The sequence below is a fragment of the Paenibacillus sp. FSL H8-0259 genome (assembly GCF_037963255.1).
Taxonomy (GTDB): domain Bacteria; phylum Bacillota; class Bacilli; order Paenibacillales; family Paenibacillaceae; genus Paenibacillus_AQ; species Paenibacillus_AQ phytohabitans.
Genome location: NZ_CP150147.1, coordinates 5,469,679 through 5,486,739 on the forward strand (window position 1 = coordinate 5,469,679; position 17,061 = coordinate 5,486,739).

Here is a 17,061-nt window from a genome sequence, read left to right on the forward strand (position 1 = left end):
CGAAAGCATACGCTAGGTTTTGTGAGCCTAAACATCCCTGAATCAGCATCGTTCAAAACTTGCCTCGAAAGCATCGTCTTAGTTTACTTGCCTTAACTTCGGCTTATTCACATTCTCCTTAGGCTTTTCCCAGTTTTGTCAACGCTTCCACACATCCGTAACTTTAGTTTGTTCTATTATATTACACAGGTTTGGACACAGTGCAAGTTTTATTTAGCAAAACCGAAGCAAAAACCCCTTAAACCGGAGACCGGTAAGGGGCTGTCATTAGGAATATGAAACGTAACTACTCAACCCAGCTCTCGGCCCAGAACTGAATTTGCTGCATAACCGGCTCAAGCGCCCGGCCTTTGACCGTTAATTCATACTCAATGCGCACCGGTGTTTCCGGATATACATGACGTACCAGAATGCCTTCACATTCCAGATCCTTCATACGCTCGGACAGCATCTTGTCGCTCATTGTCGGAATCAGTCCGGAAATATCCTTGAACCGCTTAGGGCCGCTCATCAATGTCTGAATAATAAGTCCATTCCAACGTTTGCCTAAAAAAGAAAAGGCCGTCTCGAATCTCGGGCACATCGTCAGTTGATGTTCTTCCATTGTTTTTCACCTCTCACTTGTGAAGCTTACTATTAGTTAGTATATATAATTTTACCACATTTATTCTGTAATGAACATCGTTTACCAAAAAAAAGTTCATTAACCATAACTATTATATCTTCGTTGTCAATCCCTTGTGTCTGCTTTCTGCTCCCGCTGATGAATCGCTTCAGTTACCACGTAAGCGAGGTCATCATTGCTATATAGCGACAGTACACCAAGTACGGTGTCATCGGAGATAAAACCGGCCTCTTCCTCGGATACAGTCAGTGCCAGCGCATTGCTCAGCGCCTGATTGCCCTCCTGCTGCGGATATGCCTGTAAATACAGTGCGTGCGGGTCCAGCTTGTTATTCACGCACCACTGGGCAAAAACAAGAATCATCATTTCCTCATCCCGTTTGTAGCTTTCGATAATTCTCTCTTCCATTGACTTGCCGTAATCCTGATCTTCCATGTTGTTCTCCTCTCTGCTGCTAATCTGAAAATTCAACGGCTGAGCTTCGCTGCCAGCTCATGGCTCGGCAATACGGCTGAAGCGGAAATGCCGCATTGCTCCGGGGTCGCGATATTACTCAGGTAATGGCTGACGGCTCCGCTGAAGCCTCTGCGCTCCAGTATAGTGTCCCAGCTGCCGAAATTCTGCGTGCGCGGCAGGGAACCCTGCTCATATAATGTCGCCCGTTCCATATCCGTCACTTCGACTGATCTGCCATTTCCGTGCAGCTCCAGCTTCTCCAGATCAGCACCGGCATCGCGCACCATACTGTATATTCCGGTTGCTCCGCTCTTCCAGTCCAGCTGCCCCAATGACTGCAGCAATCTGTCTTCTGTATCTGTCTTCAGGCTGCTGTGAAGCAATTCATAATCGCCGCCGCACAGCCATAGCAGCAGATCCAGCATATGGATCAGATCATCATGAATGGTTTCATGGCTTGTACCCTGCTGCAGCTTCGTCCGGTGCTTGATTGCGCTGCATTGGCTAATGCCTCCGGCTTTCAGCAGCCAGGACTTGGCCGCCATATACATCGGAGCATAGCGGCGGTTGAAGCCAACCCCCAGCAGCAGTCCCTTGTTCTCTGCGAGCTCGGCCATCCGCCGGGATTCTTCCAGATCATAAGACAGCGGCTTGTCCACATATACGGAGACCCCATGCTCCAGGCAACGGGTTACAAGTTCATAATGTGTAGGTGTTGGACTATGCACGAATACAGCATCTATGTCCCAGGATAACAGCTCATTCAGGTCAGTTGTCCCTTTCTGAAGACGATAGGTTTGAACTGCCCGCTGCACCGTCGCAGAGGAATGGCTGAGTACCCCTACAATTTCCGCCTGATCATGACGGGAGAGCAGCGGCAAATAGACTTTACGGGCAATATCGCCGATGCCGATTAATGCCACTCTTTTGCGTACAGGTATATTCATTGAGGTATCTCCCTTAAATATTGGGGATTTCTATCCCTTATAGGTGTATTATACCGTGACAAGCGGCGGCGACAATGATCTTTGCTTCAATAATCACTTTTTTTTCAGTATGATGAAATGTATGGAGTAAAGAAGGGGCATAGTAAAATGAGAAAATGGCTGACGGTAATTCTGTATGTTTCGTGTATAATCCTCGCGTTTATCTACAGGTATGAGATTCTGGCCTGGCTCAAAGAGGACCATAATCTGCTTCTGTCCATGCTTGCAGCCACTGTTCTGGCCTTGTTTCCGGTAATCCCCTACAAGCTGATCATAGGTCTGTTCGGATACGCCTATGGAAGCCTGGCGGGAGCGTTAATATGCTGGAGCGCAACCACATTGGCTGCAGCAATCGTGTATGGTCTGGTTAAATATATGTTCCAGAGCAAATCCATGACTTATCTGAACTCAATTTCAGCGCTGGATAAATTCACCGGGGCCGTGCAGCGGCGTCCGTTTGCCTCTGTAGTCCTCGCCCGGCTGGCGCCTGTAATTCCGCAAATGGCCGTGAATATCTACGCCGGTGCTGCCGGACTGCCCTTCTGGAGTTATCTTGCAGCAACCGGCCTAGGTAAAATCCCGGGGATCACCCTGTACGCCTTCCTCGGCGGCCAAATGTTCCAGCATCCGCGCAATGCTGCCATTGCCGTGATTCTCTACATCGCCGTGCTTGCAGCTGCCGGATTCTCCATGCGGCCGCGGTCCGCTAAAATCTGAGGGGTATCCATCAAGCTGGCAGAGTGCAGCTATTTGATTTATAATTAAATTGTGATCTATTTAATTGCATTCTATAGATGGAGGGATATTAATGAGTGAAGTTCAATCTGATTCTATAAACGTCAAGACGGAAAAAGCTACGTTCGCCGGAGGATGCTTCTGGTGCATGGTATCCCCGTTTGAAGAACTTCCCGGTATTGTCGAGGTAATCTCCGGCTATACAGGCGGTCATACCGTTAATCCGACTTACGAGGAAGTCTGCTCGGAAACGACCGGACATGTCGAGGCTGTGCAGATTACGTTTAATCCGGATATTTTCCCATATACCAAGCTGCTTGAGCTGTTCTGGCAGCAGATTGACCCTACCGATGCCGGAGGGCAATTCCATGACCGCGGCACCTCTTACGGAACAGCGATTTTCACCCATTCGGAAGAGCAGCGTCTGCAGGCTGAGGCATCTAAGACAGCACTGCAAGCCAGCGGACGTTTCTCTGCTCCTATTGTGACTCCGATTCTTCCGGCCAAGCCTTTCTATCCGGCCGAAGAATACCACCAGGGATATCACCACAAGAATCCCGGCCATTACAAGCGTTACCGCAAGGGCTCCGGGCGGGAAGCTTTTATCGAAGCACACTGGACTCACAAGGAGGACAAAAAAATCCTGAAGGAGCGCCTGACTCCGCTGCAGTATGAAGTTACGCAGAACAGCGCTACCGAATCCCCCTTCCGCAACGAATTCTGGGATCATCACGGGGATGGAATCTATGTGGATATTGTTTCCGGCGAGCCCCTGTTCAGCTCACAGGATAAATTCGATTCCGACTGCGGCTGGCCGAGCTTCATGCGTCCGATCCGCGATTATGCAGTCAAGGAGAAAACTGACCTCAGCCATCTGATGATCCGCACCGAAGTGCGCAGCAAAACAGCCGATTCCCATCTCGGCCATGTCTTTAATGATGGTCCCGGGGCAAACGGGCTGCGCTATTGCATCAATTCGGCGGCTTTACGTTTTGTTCCCAAAGAAGATTTGGAGAAGGAAGGCTACGGCGAGTACCGCGTTCTTTTCCAGCATGCTTGACGCAGGTCGATAACGGCCGCCTCATCCACCCATAAGTCATCGCTACAGCAGAAAGCCTCCAGACCGGTAATAACAGGTTTGGAGGCTTTTCACATGAGTGTTATAGCCCTTATAAAAACAAACTCATCCCCGGTGCCCCGGCAGGCCGTTCCAGAAATCCGAACTGACTGTAGAAGCCCGATTTCCCCTGGGCGGATGACAACTGAATCCAGCGGATCCCCCGGCTGCGGCAATGACTGATCAGCTGATCCATAACTGCGCGTCCCAGCCCTTGCTTCTGATAAGCCGGAAGCACAATCATATCGCACACATAACACTGGATTACACCATCGGAAACGATCCGGCCGGAGGCCACCAGGCGGTCATCCTCATACACCGTGAGAATATGCCAGCTATTCTTCAGCGCCATGTGCATATGTTCCTTCGTCCAGAGCCTATCTGCATTCCAGCCGGTGGATTGATATAAGTTGTAATACTCATCCATGTCCGGAATATCTGTGCGGTAAGTAACGCCCACTCCGCTTCCCCCTAAATCACTTCAAACTCTGAACCTGACCATTCAACTGCTTATTTATTATCTTTCTCAGTATCATTCTCTATTTCAGCTGGTGCGATAGGCGCCTCAACGTCACGGTCCAGCAGTTCCCGGTTCTGTTCACGGTTGCCCTGGCGTATCTGTTCGAAGTGCTCCCGCTCCCGGCGCTTAAAGATTCTGCGGAACCAGATCACAACCGCCACAACCACTGCAGCCACGATCAGCACCGGAAGTGCAGCCGCCAGCACAACTACAAGCCACTGGAACATTACAGATAATGCCTTCATGCTGCCCTGCAGCGCCTCCGAAGCACGTTCACCCAGCGGTCCTTGTTTTTTCACTTGGGTGACGGCGATGCTCTCCTCTGTCTGGTAAAGGCGAAGCTCCACGGTCGAGAAGGATACGTTCTGGTCAATATAACGCATTCTGCCCTTGATCTGTTCGATTTGCTCCTGGATTGCACCCAGCTGGTTGGCAAACTGCACGAGATCTGCCGGTTTGGTCGCTTTTTTCATGAAATCGATATATTGCGTCTCCATCATCTGCTTAGCCTTGAGGCGTGACTCCAGATCCACGTACTCTTCCGAGACATCCTGCCCCTGAATACTTCTCTGCAGCTTCTCATGTTTGACCTTCTCCAGATTGTTCAGAAAAGAAGAGAAGCCCGACGCCGGTACCTTGAGGATGAAGGTTCCGCCCTGTTCATATTCAGACATATTCTCTGAAAATTCAATAATGTAACCGCCTGCCAGTGTGATCATATTCCGTACTTCGGTCTGTGCCGCCCCGTAATCAGCTACCTCCATGTTGAGGTTAGCCTTATAGATCAGCTTTTTGTTCAGACCTGCCACCACATCAGTTCCCGTGAACCCGGCTGAAGCGTCTGCCGCCTGCTCTGCCCCCGGATTAGGGACCGCAGGATTCGCACCTCCGCCTTGCACCGCATTCTGATCATTCACAGCCACCGCGGTGGTGGAGTTGAAATTTTCGGTCATTTCCTTCGCTGCCGGCACACTGGCAGCTGAGCCGTCTTCCACTGCCGCCGCGGACTCAGCGGTCAGCGCATTATCCGCTGTATCTGCCGCCGAATTGGCATTGTTATTGCCTGCCCCGCAACCTGCCAGAACCACTGCCAACACAATTAAACACAACAAAGAATGCAGACCCCATTTTCGCATGTTCATTCCTCCAATAGTGTAATGGCGAAAGGCCGTTTTATCTATAGATCTCTTCCGCACTTATACCCTTTGACGTTCCAAAAGCTGGAAGGTTGCAGACAATTAGGAGGATAGCAGCCTTTTTTTGTGTTTTTTCCCATATCGGTAAAAATGCCAAACAGGACACTCAGCAGCTGAATGATCCCGTTTGCGTAATAGCTCTTTATTTGTTACAATTGTAGTGTCTGTAAAAGACAAAAAGCACCAAATACCCTCCATTCTCAAGGAATAAGGGTAAGGTGCTGTTCGGACAAGCTCCACCTTGCCGGACAGATCTATTCAATTGCTAACTGATTTATGATGCCAACTACTATAAGAGGAGGTGAACCCTCATGGCAAAAGACGTATTGTGTGCAGTTAACTCCTGTACTTACTGGGCTGAAGAAAACAAATGCAACGCTGAGTCCATCTTCGTTGCTTACCACAGCTCCAAAGAACCTACTCATTCTGAAGAAACAGATTGCAAAACCTTTGAAAGCAAATAAGGTCTGAAGAATATCGAAGGGACCCTCCACGGTTCCTTCTTTTCTGTTTTCATTTTATCAAGAATGATAATTATTATCAAGTGTTTCTTGCAAAAAAATGAAAATAAATCACTATAACCAGAGTGGCTTACCCTGAATATAGTGATTTATTTATGTCAGGCAGCTACCACAGATTAGCAGAAACGTTTACCGGCTGACTGCCCCGCTCTTCTCCCGTACAAGGACCGCCGCCTTCACCATATTACGCAGTGCGGCTGTGGTCTCTTCCCATCCGCGAGTCTTCAATCCGCAGTCCGGATTAATCCAGAACTGCTGCACATCCAGAGCGCGGAGCGCCCGCTCGATAGCTGAAGTCATCTCCTCTACAACTGGAACCCGCGGACTGTGGATATCATACACTCCGAGTCCGATGCCCTTGTCATATTCCTGCTCCTCGAAGCTGACGATCAGCTCCCCGTGGCTGCGGGAGGTCTCAATTGAGATAACATCCGCGTCCATCGCCGAGATCGAACCAATCATGTCGTTGAATTCGCTGTAGCACATATGCGTATGCACCTGGGTCGTATCCTTGACATGGTTCGTCGCGATCCGGAACGATTTCACGGCCCAATTCAGGTAATGCTCATGATCTCCCGCCTTCAGCGGCAAGCCTTCGCGGATGGCCGGTTCATCGACCTGGATCATCTCAATGCCCGCCTCCTCCAGGGCTGTCACCTCATGGCGCAGCGCAAGTGCGATTTGACCTGCTACCGCTTCCCTGCTGAGATCATCACGGACAAAGGACCAGTTCAGGATCGTCACCGGACCTGTCAGCATCCCCTTGACCGGCAGCTTCGTCAGCGACTGGGCATACAGGCTTTCTTTGACGGTCATCGGCTCGATAAAAGCAACATCGGCATAGATAACGGGCGGCTTCACGCAGCGTGAGCCATATGATTGAACCCAGCCGCCCCCGGTGAAGAGATAACCGGCCAGCTTCTCTCCGAAGAATTCGACCATATCCGTCCGCTCGAACTCACCATGTACCAGCACATCCAGCCCAAGCTCCTCCTGAAGGGTGATAGCCTCAGCGATTTGACGCTTGATGAACCCGTCATAACGCTCCTGGGTCCATACCCCCTTGCGCCACTTCAGCCGGGCCTGGCGGACCTCAGCCGTCTGCGGGAAGCTGCCGATGGTGGTTGTAGGCAGCAGCGGCAGACGCCACTTCTCCTGCTGAACCTTCACCCGCTCAGCAAAAGGAAGACTGCGGTTGTCCGGCAGCTTCTCCAACGAGCGTACCTGCTCAGCTACATCCTCACGCCCGCGTTCCGGGAGGGCACGGAATACAGCAAGCACTTCACGGGTTGCGGCCAGCTCCTCTGCATAACGTTCAGTTGCCCCGTCTGCAGCTGCAGCAATAAGAACCAGCTCCGCAAGCTTTTCATTGGCGAAGGCTAATGCATTCTTGACCGCAGATTTCAGCTTGTCTTCCCCTTCGACTGTAACCGGCACATGCAGCAGGCTCGAGGCGGGCTGGAGAATCAGCTGCTCTTGTGGCACATATTTCTGCAGTTCAGCAACCAGCTCCAGCTTGGCATCTATATCCGAACGCCAGATATTGCGTCCGTCGATAATTCCGGCAGCCAGGGTCTTATCCTGAGACCAGCCCAGGCGGGCAATGGACTCCAGGTTCTTGCCTCCGTCATGGACGAAATCCAGGCCCAGGCCATGCACTGGCAATTCCAGCAATGCCTCCAGCGGCTCGGCAGCTTCGAAATAGGTCTGCAGAATAACATTAAGGCCCGGTACTGAAGCGGCGATCTCCCCGTAGATAGTCTTAAGCAACGCGATATCCTCTGCCGTTAAGCCCGTTACAATTGCCGGCTCGTCGATCTGTACCCAGGCCACGCCTTCCTGCTGCAGCTCCTGCAGCAGCTGTACGTATACCGGCAGGAAGCGGGCAGCAACTGCGGCTATTTCGGCAGCCGGGAATCCCTTAGACAGCTTGAGGAAGGTATAGAGCCCTACTATAACAGGCTTGCCTTCAATGCCTGCCCGTTCTTTGGCGAACCGGTAGGCAGCCAGCGGCTTATTCTCTGTCAGGACAGGTGTAATGCTGCCAATCTCAGGCACGATGTAATGGTAATTCGTATTGAACCATTTGGTCATCTCGCAGGCCGTAGCTCCCGCATTGCCGCGGGCCATGGCAAAGTACAGGTCGAGCGGAATCTCTCCGCCCTGATAACCGTAGCGCGCCGGTACAATGCCGAACATCGCTGCGGTATCCAGCACATGATCATAGAAGGTGAAGTCGCCCACCGGAATCAGCTCGATGCCGGCCTGCTGCTGGGTCTGCAAATGCTGGAGCTGAATTTCTTCCATCTGTGCGCGGAAATTCTGCTCATCTATTTTCCCGGCCCAGTAAGCCTCCAATGTCTTTTTCCATTCGCGGTTCTTGCCGATTCTCGGATAGCCGAGGCTGCTTGTCTTAATTCCTTTGCTCATTTATGTCCGCTCCTCTTGGGTTAAGTTAGGTGCTGCATCCTTAATCTGCTGCCATCTTACTTCACATTTTCTGCGGTCCGCAACAGATTCCGGGGAGTTTGGCTATACAGATTCCTTATAACAAAAGCAAATCCCCCCACAAAGCTGGGCTATAGCTTCGGGGGTCACTCATTTACTTCCCGGGGACCCCGAACATAATTAAAGCCGCACGCTCCAATGAAGGAGGTGCGGCTGTGGCAACCGTGCAGACGGCTCAGAACCAGATCAGGTAGACTACACCGGCGAGAATAATCCGGTAGATGGCGAAGGGCAGCAGCTTGATTCTGTTAATCAGCTTCAGGAAGAAACGCATCGACAACAGCGCGAACAGGAAGGCGCTGATAAAGCCGGCGATGAAGAACGGCAGGGCATCCAGCGTGAAGTACTGCCAATTCTTCAGCAGCGAAATCAGGCTCGCTCCGGCCATAATCGGCACAGCCATAATGAAGGTGAAATCGGCAGCCGCGCGGTGGCTCATCCCCAGCAGCACGCCGCCGGAAATCGTCGAGCCGGACCGTGAGAACCCCGGCCACAGGGAGACACACTGGATCAGTCCGACCGATAGCGCCTGCCTATATGTAATCTGGTCAACACTCTCTGTTTTGATGGTTTTGGGTGCAAACCGGTCGGCGCAGATCATAAATATGGCACCAACGACCAGTCCGATCAGCACTGTAGAAGTGGAAAATAAATGCTCATCAATGTAATCCTCGAACAGAAAACCGAAAATTCCGGCGGGAATCAGACCTACGATTACCTGGGCTAACTTCAGACGGCCTTCGGCAGGCGCCTGCGGCTGCCCCTCAGGCACCACCGTCAGCTCCTTGCGGCTGAATTTCTTCAGCCCGAGCAGATCGATGAACCGGTTACGGAAAATGATCACTACAGCAAGGATGGAGCCCAGCTGAATAACAACCTTGAACGTGTTCGCCGTATATTTTCCCAGAAATTCCTGAGATTTAAGCCACATATCATCCACAATGATCATATGACCGGTTGAGGATACCGGAGCAAATTCAGTCAGTCCTTCTACAATTCCCAGTATGATTGCTTTGACAATGGTCAGCAGCTCCATGGTTATCCTCCTTTGAATGTTGAAAAATTATCCCCGGACCTTGCCGGCATTCAGTCTTTTACGGTAATACAGGAATCCGAGCAACAAAAGTCCTGCAGCAATGATGGCATATACTACACTGGAATAGGTGCCGATAATACCGGCAATATCCTCCCACGACTCTCCAAGCGCGGCCCCCAGCAGCACCAGCAGCACATTCCAGCCTAATGTTCCGATCGTTGTAAACAGCATGAACACGCCGAATTTCATCCCGGACATCCCTGCGGGAATGGAGATCAGACTGCGTACGAGCGGAATCATCCGGCAGAAAAGCACGGTCCAGTAGCCGTATTTGTCAAACCAGGCGTCCGCCTTGCGGATATCCTTCCCGCTGATCCGCAGCAGGCCGCCCCAGCGGTCTACGATCCGCTCCAGTCTGTCCACATCCAGCATCCGTCCGATCCAGTACAGAATCACTGCACCCAGCAGTGAACCGGCGGTTGAAGCGATCAGCACGCCGGGAATCGTCATGTCAGTCGTAGTGGTCATGAATCCGCCGAAGGGGAGAATGACCTCTGAGGGAATGGGCGGAAAAACATTCTCCAGCGCCAGCATCAGAAAGATGCCGAAGTATCCGAACTGCTCCATAAAATCCGTAATCCATGTTTGCATATGCGGGCCTCCTGTTTAGAGCAGATTTTTCTTGAGATTGCGTAAATAACGGCTGCGGATAAAAAAGAAATAGATTCCCTGGGCTGCCAGATATCCGGCCAGCACTGCCCCTGTCTCGGCCGCAATCGACAGATAGAACAGGCGCTGCAGGGCAATGAAAGCAAAGACGCTGTGCAATATGGCCAGCAGCACCGGAACGAAGAACATCAGGGCCAGCTGCTGGGTGACGCTGCGGTCCAGCTCCTGATCGGTGAAGCCCATTTTGGACAACGCAGAATACTGGAAACGGTCATGCTCCAGATCCATGTACAGCCGGAAATACAGGAAGCTTCCTGCCGCGATGAAGAAGACGGTCCCCACCAGGAGGGAAGCAAACAGCATCGTACTGTACAGCGTCCGCTGAATCTCAAATAGTGTTCCGCTGACCACGACAGCGTAATTTGCCTTCTGCTCATAGGCGACCTTGCCGCCGTCCGCAAGACTTGAAGCAATGCCTACCGTCCGGGGGAAATCCTCCATGTAAAAGCCGTAGTACATGTCCTGCTGGACCGGAACGATGGTGTTATAGAGACTGTCGCTGACCACCAGGCCGCTGAAATCTCCTCCGCCCCGCCCGTCCAGCTCCGGCAGCAGATATTCGGCAACCGGTACATGCTGTGTGTAGCCAACTTCCCGGATATCTGTTCCCTGCTCCAGCGTATAAGTGGCTTTGACACGCTCACTGATCAGGCTGCGGTCCCGCTGGGAGCCGATCATCACCAGACCGTCGTGTCCTTCAAGCGGAGGTTCAGAGGAATCGAAGCCGGCATATTGGAGAGCCAGCCTGTAGTCACTGTAAGCCATGAGCGGTAACCGTTCAGTATGGTCCGGTCCGCTCTGCGCGGCCACATCGGCATATTTCACCGGGATCGACAAGGTATCATACGTTAGTCCCAACTGCTTCAGCTCCGACTCGATGCCGTCCAAATCCTGCACTGCCGTGGAACTGGCCGCTCTGCCTTTGGCGACGTAGCCTACGGCTGCGGGATAATCCAGCTTCAGCTCCCGTGACAGGGTATGGATCGACGCGAAAACACCCACCGAAGTGAAGGATACCGCCGAGACAATGGTCACCATGAAGAACATCCGCCCGTTATCTTTCCAGCGGTAGGATAAACCCGAGAAGGTGATAATCCGCATCCGCTGCCAATAGAAGCGCCGGAATCTTCTCAGCTGTTCCACCACGTATAGACTCAGCTGTGTATAGAACAGGTAGGTACCCACAACCGTGATAGCCACTACCGGGAACATCATCACCTCCACCGTGGTGGCTGTAGTCAGCACTGCCAGCACATAACCGCCCAGCAGCAGCAGTGCGGAGAGCAGCGCCTGCCAGCGGTGAACGTGCGGCTCCGCATCTCCTCTGCGTCCGCCTTGGAACATTCCCCGCGGCGTCTCATTGCCGATAAAAAAGAAGGTGCACAGCGAGATCAGGACGAACAGCAGCACAAAGCTGATAATAGTCAGCACCGGTGCCTGCCAGCTTAGATGGAAATCCAGCGGGGGAATGCCGAGAAAGGCGGAGCCTATCATCAGGAACAGCTTGCCGAGCAGCATCCCGAGCAGTGTGCCGGTGAAGATCGCCGAGCCGCCGATCAGCATATTTTCCAGAAACACCATCTTGTTGAGCTGCTGCTTGGTCATGCCATGCATCAGCAGGATACCGAACTCCAGCTTGCGGGACTGCAGGAAGGAGCCGACGGATACCAGGACAAACAGCGAGCAGAAAACATAGATGATCCCTTCTGCCATCATCATTGTCTTAGCCGCAGTATCCAGGATGAGAGCTCCTGAAATTACCGGATGGAAGATAAACAAAGCGCACAGGAAGAAAATCATCACCGAAAAAGCACTGCTGACAAAGTAGGCAGCATACTTGCGCTTGCTCCGGGTTACATTCCTATAGGCGAATTGCCGAAAGGTCATGGCCGGCTCCTCCCAGCAGTGACAGCATGTCGATGATATTCTGGAAGAAGGCGGCTCTGCTGCTGCCCCGGTATATCTCGCTGTAGAAGCGGCCGTCTTTGATAAAAATCACCCGGTGGCAAAAGCTCGCTGCCACCGCGTCATGCGTAACCATCAGCACTGTCGCTCCTTCGGCTTCATTCACTTCAGCCAGCAGCCCCATCACTTCTTCCGACGCCTTGGAATCCAGACTGCCGGTGGGTTCATCCGCCAGAATCAGCGAAGGGCGGTGGATCATCGCCCGGGCAATCGCTACACGCTGCATCTGGCCTCCGGAGATTTCATAGGTGCGTTTGTGCAGCAGCCCGGCAATATCCAGCCTGGAAGCTACTTCAGCCAGCCGCTTTTCCATTTCCGCAACGGAACTCCCGCTTAGCGTCAGCGGCAGTACTACATTCTCTTCCACCGTAAGTGTGTCAAGAAGATTGAAGTGCTGGAACACAAAGCCCAGCTCCTTGCGGCGGAACAGTGCCTTCTCTTTGCGGGCCAGCAGATTCGGGTCCCTGCCGCTGATCATTACCTGGCCTGAGGTGGGTTCATCAATCGTCGCGATGACATTGAGCAGCGTGGTTTTGCCGCTGCCGGACGGGCCCATAATTCCGACGAATTCCCCCTTCTCTACGGCGAACCGGATATGGTTCAGCGCGTGAATGGATACCTTGCCTTCATATATTTTGGATAGATTGTGTACGTCTAATAGGGGCAAGGGCTACCGCTCCTCTTTCACCTGGATTGCTTACATTATACAAACTGTAAACTAATGCTGCTATTTCTGAAACTTACAGCTACCTTACAGTATTGTAAGCACAGTTGTAGTTGACAGTTGACAGTGCAGAGATAAGGCCTTATATTTAAATGCATGAGCATGCATGTATTTTTGTGGAGAGCCGATTTGTCACATAATCCCCCCCCTGCCGCATGCCAATTCCAGATTGAACGAAGGAGCGCGACGAATAATGAAGGATCTGTTCACCCCCTATGAGATTAAGAGCCTGAAGCTGAAGAACCGGGTAGTTATGCCGCCCATGTGCCAGTATTCGGTCACCAATAAAGATGGAATCGCTACAGATTGGCATTATAACCATTATGTGAGCCGTGCAGTCGGCGGTGCCGGACTGATTATTGTAGAGATGGCTGATGTTGACCCGGATGGCCGTATCACCGACTATGATCTGGGACTCTGGTCCGATGAACAGATCCCTGCCCTGGCCCGGATCGTGGAGACCAGCCATGCCTACGGTGCCAAAGTGGGGATTCAGGTCGCCCATGCCGGACGCAAGGCCGAGGATGCCGTACTTCCTGTCTCCTCTTCCGCTATTCCATTTGACGATAAGTCCACTACTCCGCATGCCTTGACTACGGAAGAAGTGAAAGCTATGGTAGGCAAATTCAAGCTGGGTGTGCAGCGGGCAGTCCAGGCCGGCTTCGATGTTATTGAACTGCATGGTGCCCACGGCTATCTGATTCACCAGTTCCACTCACCGCTGACCAACCAGAGAACGGATGAGTACGGACAGGACCGGACGCTGTTCGGCCGGGAAGTAATTGCTGCCGCGAAGAGCGTAATGCCTGAGGGTATGCCGCTGATCATGCGCATTTCCGCGCAGGAATACGTTGAGGGCGGCTACGGGCTCACCGAGAGCCTGGAAATCAGCAGAGCTTATAAGGAAGCCGGAGCGGATATCTTCCACATCAGTGCAGGCGGTGAAGGCCCGATAGCTGCAGCCGGCAGACCGGGCACCCATGCTGCCTATCAGGTGCCGCTGGCCAGAGCTATCAAGCAGGAGCTGAATGTTCCGGTGATTGCCGTCGGCCGGCTGGATGAAGCGGTACTCGCCAATGCGGTCATCGGCAATGAAGAGGCTGATCTCGTAGCGGTTGGACGGGGTATGCTGAGAAATCCTTACTGGACGCTGGAAGCTGGTGTAGTGCTCGGCAAAGATGCTGGCATTCCCAAGCAGTATGAGTTAGGGTTTCCCCGCGCCGCCAAATAATTGAGCATTCCCTGCGGTGTCCTTCTCTTCTTCCAGATGATATACTAAAGTGAAATTTATATTCATGAAGAGCATGCACCGGGAGGATTGAAGACATGAAGAACACCCCTGCAAATGACCTGATAACCAGCTGGTTGTCACTCTCTCATATACAAATGAATGTTGCCGCTGCACTTGAAGCAGAGCTGGTGGAGAACTATCAGTTATCGCTCAAGGAGTTCTACGTACTGCTGTTTCTGTCCGAGGCACCCGAGAAGAAGCTGAAGCTCCAGCAGCTTGAGTCCATGGTCGGGCTGAGCCAGAGCGCCGTATCCCGGCTGGTCAGCCGGTTCGAAGCCAAAGGCTGCGGCGCGCTGGAGCGCAAGGTCTGTGATGATGACCGCAGAAGCATCTATACCTCTTTGACTGACATCGGTCAGAATAAGGTCGACCGGGCGCAGGTGACCGTAAATGAAGTGCTGCAGGAAGCCTTTCCTGTAGCCGATATACAGCAGCTGCTGGAACAGCTTGTGCAGCTGAAACAGCAATAGACCCGGGCAGAGCGCCTGCCGGGTGAACCCGCCGTCCCTTACAGGGGCGGCGGGTTTTTGATATGCACCGAACCTGATACGCCCATTGTGCATACAACGTACTAAACGAAGAATAGCGGGGTGTACGCATGTTGTTCACGGTTATGCAGCTGATTGGCGGTATCATTCTCTCTGTGGGCTGGATTCCACAAATTCTGCAAATCATCAAGACCCGGTCTGTCGCAGACCTTAGCCTGAAGTCCTACCTGCTGATGCTGCTGGGCATCGCCCTTATGGAAGCCTATGCGGTTAACCTGGCCGCTCAGGGGGTCGGGCTCGCTTTTCTGATTACCAATACCCTGTCGCTGGCGGTCGTATCAACGGTCGTCCTCCTGATTATCCGCTACCGGGCCGGCAGCAGGTAGAGCCGAACTGCCTCCCGCTTGTATCAAAATATAATCCGCACTGCCGTCCCCTTGCCCACCTCCGAGGTAATCTCCACCTCATGCTCCAGCTTGCCGCAGATCTGCTTCACCAGATACAGCCCCATGCCGGTGGATTCCTGAAAGCTGCGCCCGTTGACGCCGGTAAAATAAGGATCGAATACCCGCGGCAGGTCACCCGGAGGGATGCCCACGCCTTCATCGCGCACCTCCAGCACAGCCCTGCCCTGCTCCTCTAAATACCCGTGGAAATGCACAAACTTCCCCTCCTCCACTGTATAGCGCAGGGCATTGGTTATCAGCTGGGTTATGACGAAGGACAGCCATTTCTCGTCTGAGGTAATCGAAATCCCGCTCTCCACAGAAATCACCGGAAACACCCGCTTACGGATGAACAGCCGTTTCTGTTCCGAGGTCACGCTCCGCACCACTGCCGAGAGCTCCAGCCGCTCGACATAGAAATCATGCTCAAAGGTATCCAGCCGGGCGCTGTAGAGCACCGTTTCCAGACCTTTCTTCAGACGGTCCAGCTCATCGCCGATGGCCGTGAACGGAGGCCCGTCTTTATCCTGTATCATCAGATGAATCACCGAAAGCGGCGTCTTCATGCCATGCACCCATTGGTTGATGAAGTGAATATGCTCCTCCAGCTTGTGGCGGTAGTTGTGCAGGTCGTTCTGGTATAGCCGGAACTGCTGGGCCAGCAGCATACGCAGACTCCCGGCTAAAGGCGTGTTCTGCGCCGGCCCGCCGGATTCCTCGAGCGATACCGGCACCGTCATAAGCCGCTCATAGAACGTACGGTTTGCGAGATACCGGTAGGCAAGATAACCCAGCAGCAGAATTGTACTGAGCAGCGCCGCGTACAGGCTCACCGTGACTCCGCTTCCCCCGTCCAGACGGTAGACAAGTGTAATCATCATAAGCTGGGCCAGATAGACTATGATCAAAGGCGATTGTTCCCGCATGAACAGCTTCATGTTACCCCTCCTCCCAATTCCCGGTGAGCCTGTACCCTTGACCGCGCACCGTCTGCAGCCCCTCCATAATGTCCAGCGCAGCCAGCTTCTTGCGTACCCGGGTTACGTAGACGTTCAGCGTGTTGTCATCCACAAAAGCTTCGGTATCCCAAATCTTCTCCAGCAGCCGGTCACGTGTAACGAGGGTACCGGATTTCTGCATCAGCTCATCGAGAATCTTGGCCTCGGTGTGGCTCAGGTCGATTCTGGCCCCGCCCCGCGTCAGGATCAGCCGTTCTACATCCAGCATCAGTCCCGAGACAGTGAGGCTGCGTTCCGTGCCGCCCCCGGCATAGGAGCCATAAGCGCGGCGCAGGTGGCTTTTGATTTTGGCCATCGCAATCTCGTAATCAAAGGGTTTCGTAATATAATCATCCGCGCCATTCTCCAGCGCCATGACCTGATCCATCTTCCCGTCGCGTGCGGAGATGAACAGAATGGGACAGGTTGAGACCGCACGGATCTGGCGGCACCAATAATATCCGTCGAATTTGGGCAGGTTCACATCCAGCAGCACCAGCTGCGGGGCGAACGCCTCGAACTCGGTCCGTACCGCTTCAAAATCATGCACCGCCCGTGTTTCGTATCCAAACTTATGTAAGTAGTCCTGGAGCAGGGTTACCAGTCCCTTGTCATCCTCAATGATAAATATTTTGAACATCATAGCCCTCCGGTTGCCGCCTTAGGTAGTCTAAGGGGTTTGCCCCATAATATATACAGTACCTGCGTTCCAGTCAAATC

The 17,061-nt window shown here is 52.8% G+C and carries 18 protein-coding genes; 6 read left to right on the top strand and 12 right to left on the bottom strand.

Annotated features, from left to right (window positions below; all coding sequences use genetic code 11):
- Positions 1-286: 286 nt before the first annotated feature.
- The 3 genes from NSU01_RS23775 to NSU01_RS23785 form a co-directional block, all read right to left on the bottom strand.
- A complete protein-coding gene (locus NSU01_RS23775; RefSeq protein WP_042138775.1) occupies positions 287-604 on the bottom strand; it encodes a helix-turn-helix domain-containing protein in 318 nt (105 codons plus the stop codon).
- A gap of 126 nt (positions 605-730) precedes the next feature.
- Positions 731-1,060, bottom strand: a complete 330-nt coding sequence (locus tag NSU01_RS23780; RefSeq protein WP_042138776.1) for a hypothetical protein — start codon at positions 1,058-1,060, stop codon at positions 731-733.
- Positions 1,061-1,092: 32 nt separating this feature from the next.
- Positions 1,093-2,028, bottom strand: a complete 936-nt coding sequence (locus NSU01_RS23785; protein WP_042138777.1) for a Gfo/Idh/MocA family oxidoreductase — start codon at positions 2,026-2,028, stop codon at positions 1,093-1,095.
- A 147-nt stretch (positions 2,029-2,175) separates the two neighbouring features.
- Between NSU01_RS23785 and NSU01_RS23790 the strand changes: the two genes are divergently transcribed.
- Together NSU01_RS23790 and msrA are read left to right on the top strand one after the other, a co-directional pair.
- The gene (locus tag NSU01_RS23790; protein ID WP_042138778.1) at positions 2,176-2,784 is read left to right on the top strand and encodes a VTT domain-containing protein; all 609 of its coding nucleotides are present in this window, start codon (positions 2,176-2,178) and stop codon (positions 2,782-2,784) included.
- A gap of 91 nt (positions 2,785-2,875) precedes the next feature.
- Positions 2,876-3,862, top strand: coding sequence for a peptide-methionine (S)-S-oxide reductase MsrA (msrA, locus tag NSU01_RS23795; RefSeq protein WP_042138779.1), 987 nt, complete (start codon positions 2,876-2,878; stop codon positions 3,860-3,862).
- A gap of 109 nt (positions 3,863-3,971) precedes the next feature.
- On the opposite strand, the gene NSU01_RS23800 is transcribed toward msrA, so the two are convergent.
- Together NSU01_RS23800 and NSU01_RS23805 are read right to left on the bottom strand one after the other, a co-directional pair.
- Positions 3,972-4,379 (bottom strand): GNAT family N-acetyltransferase, encoded by a 408-nt coding sequence (locus NSU01_RS23800; RefSeq protein WP_256703939.1) that lies wholly within the window; start codon positions 4,377-4,379, stop codon positions 3,972-3,974.
- A gap of 50 nt (positions 4,380-4,429) precedes the next feature.
- On the bottom strand, positions 4,430-5,575 hold the full coding sequence (locus NSU01_RS23805; protein ID WP_076245670.1) for a DUF4349 domain-containing protein: 1,146 nt from the start codon (positions 5,573-5,575) through the stop codon (positions 4,430-4,432).
- A 371-nt stretch (positions 5,576-5,946) separates the two neighbouring features.
- On the opposite strand from NSU01_RS23805, the gene NSU01_RS23810 reads away from it, so the two are divergent.
- Positions 5,947-6,099 (top strand): DUF1540 domain-containing protein, encoded by a 153-nt coding sequence (locus tag NSU01_RS23810; protein WP_076245672.1) that lies wholly within the window; start codon positions 5,947-5,949, stop codon positions 6,097-6,099.
- A 186-nt stretch (positions 6,100-6,285) separates the two neighbouring features.
- Here NSU01_RS23810 and metE read toward each other — a convergent pair whose 3' ends face one another.
- The 5 genes from metE to NSU01_RS23835 form a co-directional block, all read right to left on the bottom strand.
- Positions 6,286-8,586, bottom strand: coding sequence for a 5-methyltetrahydropteroyltriglutamate--homocysteine S-methyltransferase (gene metE / locus NSU01_RS23815; RefSeq protein ID WP_076245675.1), 2,301 nt, complete (start codon positions 8,584-8,586; stop codon positions 6,286-6,288).
- A 253-nt stretch (positions 8,587-8,839) separates the two neighbouring features.
- On the bottom strand, positions 8,840-9,700 hold the full coding sequence (locus NSU01_RS23820; protein WP_042138782.1) for an undecaprenyl-diphosphate phosphatase: 861 nt from the start codon (positions 9,698-9,700) through the stop codon (positions 8,840-8,842).
- 27 nt (positions 9,701-9,727) lie between these two features.
- The gene (locus NSU01_RS23825; RefSeq protein ID WP_039295402.1) at positions 9,728-10,351 is read right to left on the bottom strand and encodes a DedA family protein; all 624 of its coding nucleotides are present in this window, start codon (positions 10,349-10,351) and stop codon (positions 9,728-9,730) included.
- A 15-nt stretch (positions 10,352-10,366) separates the two neighbouring features.
- Positions 10,367-12,316 carry an ABC transporter permease gene (locus NSU01_RS23830; RefSeq protein WP_076245677.1) on the bottom strand — a complete coding sequence of 650 codons (1,950 nt, stop codon included), beginning with the start codon at positions 12,314-12,316 and terminating at the stop codon, positions 10,367-10,369.
- Entirely contained in the window at positions 12,291-13,061 is a 771-nt protein-coding gene (locus NSU01_RS23835) for an ABC transporter ATP-binding protein (RefSeq protein WP_042138784.1), read from the bottom strand. Before NSU01_RS23835 ends, NSU01_RS23830 begins: the two co-directional genes overlap by 26 nt.
- 250 nt (positions 13,062-13,311) lie before the next feature.
- On the opposite strand from NSU01_RS23835, the gene NSU01_RS23840 reads away from it, so the two are divergent.
- From NSU01_RS23840 to NSU01_RS23850, 3 genes are all read left to right on the top strand, one after another.
- On the top strand, positions 13,312-14,349 hold the full coding sequence (locus NSU01_RS23840; RefSeq protein WP_076245679.1) for an NADH:flavin oxidoreductase/NADH oxidase: 1,038 nt from the start codon (positions 13,312-13,314) through the stop codon (positions 14,347-14,349).
- Positions 14,350-14,444: 95 nt separating this feature from the next.
- A complete protein-coding gene (locus tag NSU01_RS23845) occupies positions 14,445-14,879 on the top strand; it encodes a MarR family transcriptional regulator (protein ID WP_042138786.1) in 435 nt (144 codons plus the stop codon).
- A 128-nt stretch (positions 14,880-15,007) separates the two neighbouring features.
- Entirely contained in the window at positions 15,008-15,283 is a 276-nt protein-coding gene (locus tag NSU01_RS23850; protein ID WP_039295394.1) for a PQ-loop domain-containing transporter, read from the top strand.
- 23 nt (positions 15,284-15,306) lie between these two features.
- On the opposite strand, the gene NSU01_RS23855 is transcribed toward NSU01_RS23850, so the two are convergent.
- Positions 15,307-16,281 (bottom strand): sensor histidine kinase, encoded by a 975-nt coding sequence (locus tag NSU01_RS23855; protein WP_076245682.1) that lies wholly within the window; start codon positions 16,279-16,281, stop codon positions 15,307-15,309.
- 1 nt (position 16,282) lies between these two features.
- The gene (locus tag NSU01_RS23860) at positions 16,283-16,981 is read right to left on the bottom strand and encodes a response regulator transcription factor (protein WP_039295391.1); all 699 of its coding nucleotides are present in this window, start codon (positions 16,979-16,981) and stop codon (positions 16,283-16,285) included.
- Positions 16,982-17,061 lie beyond the last annotated feature (80 nt).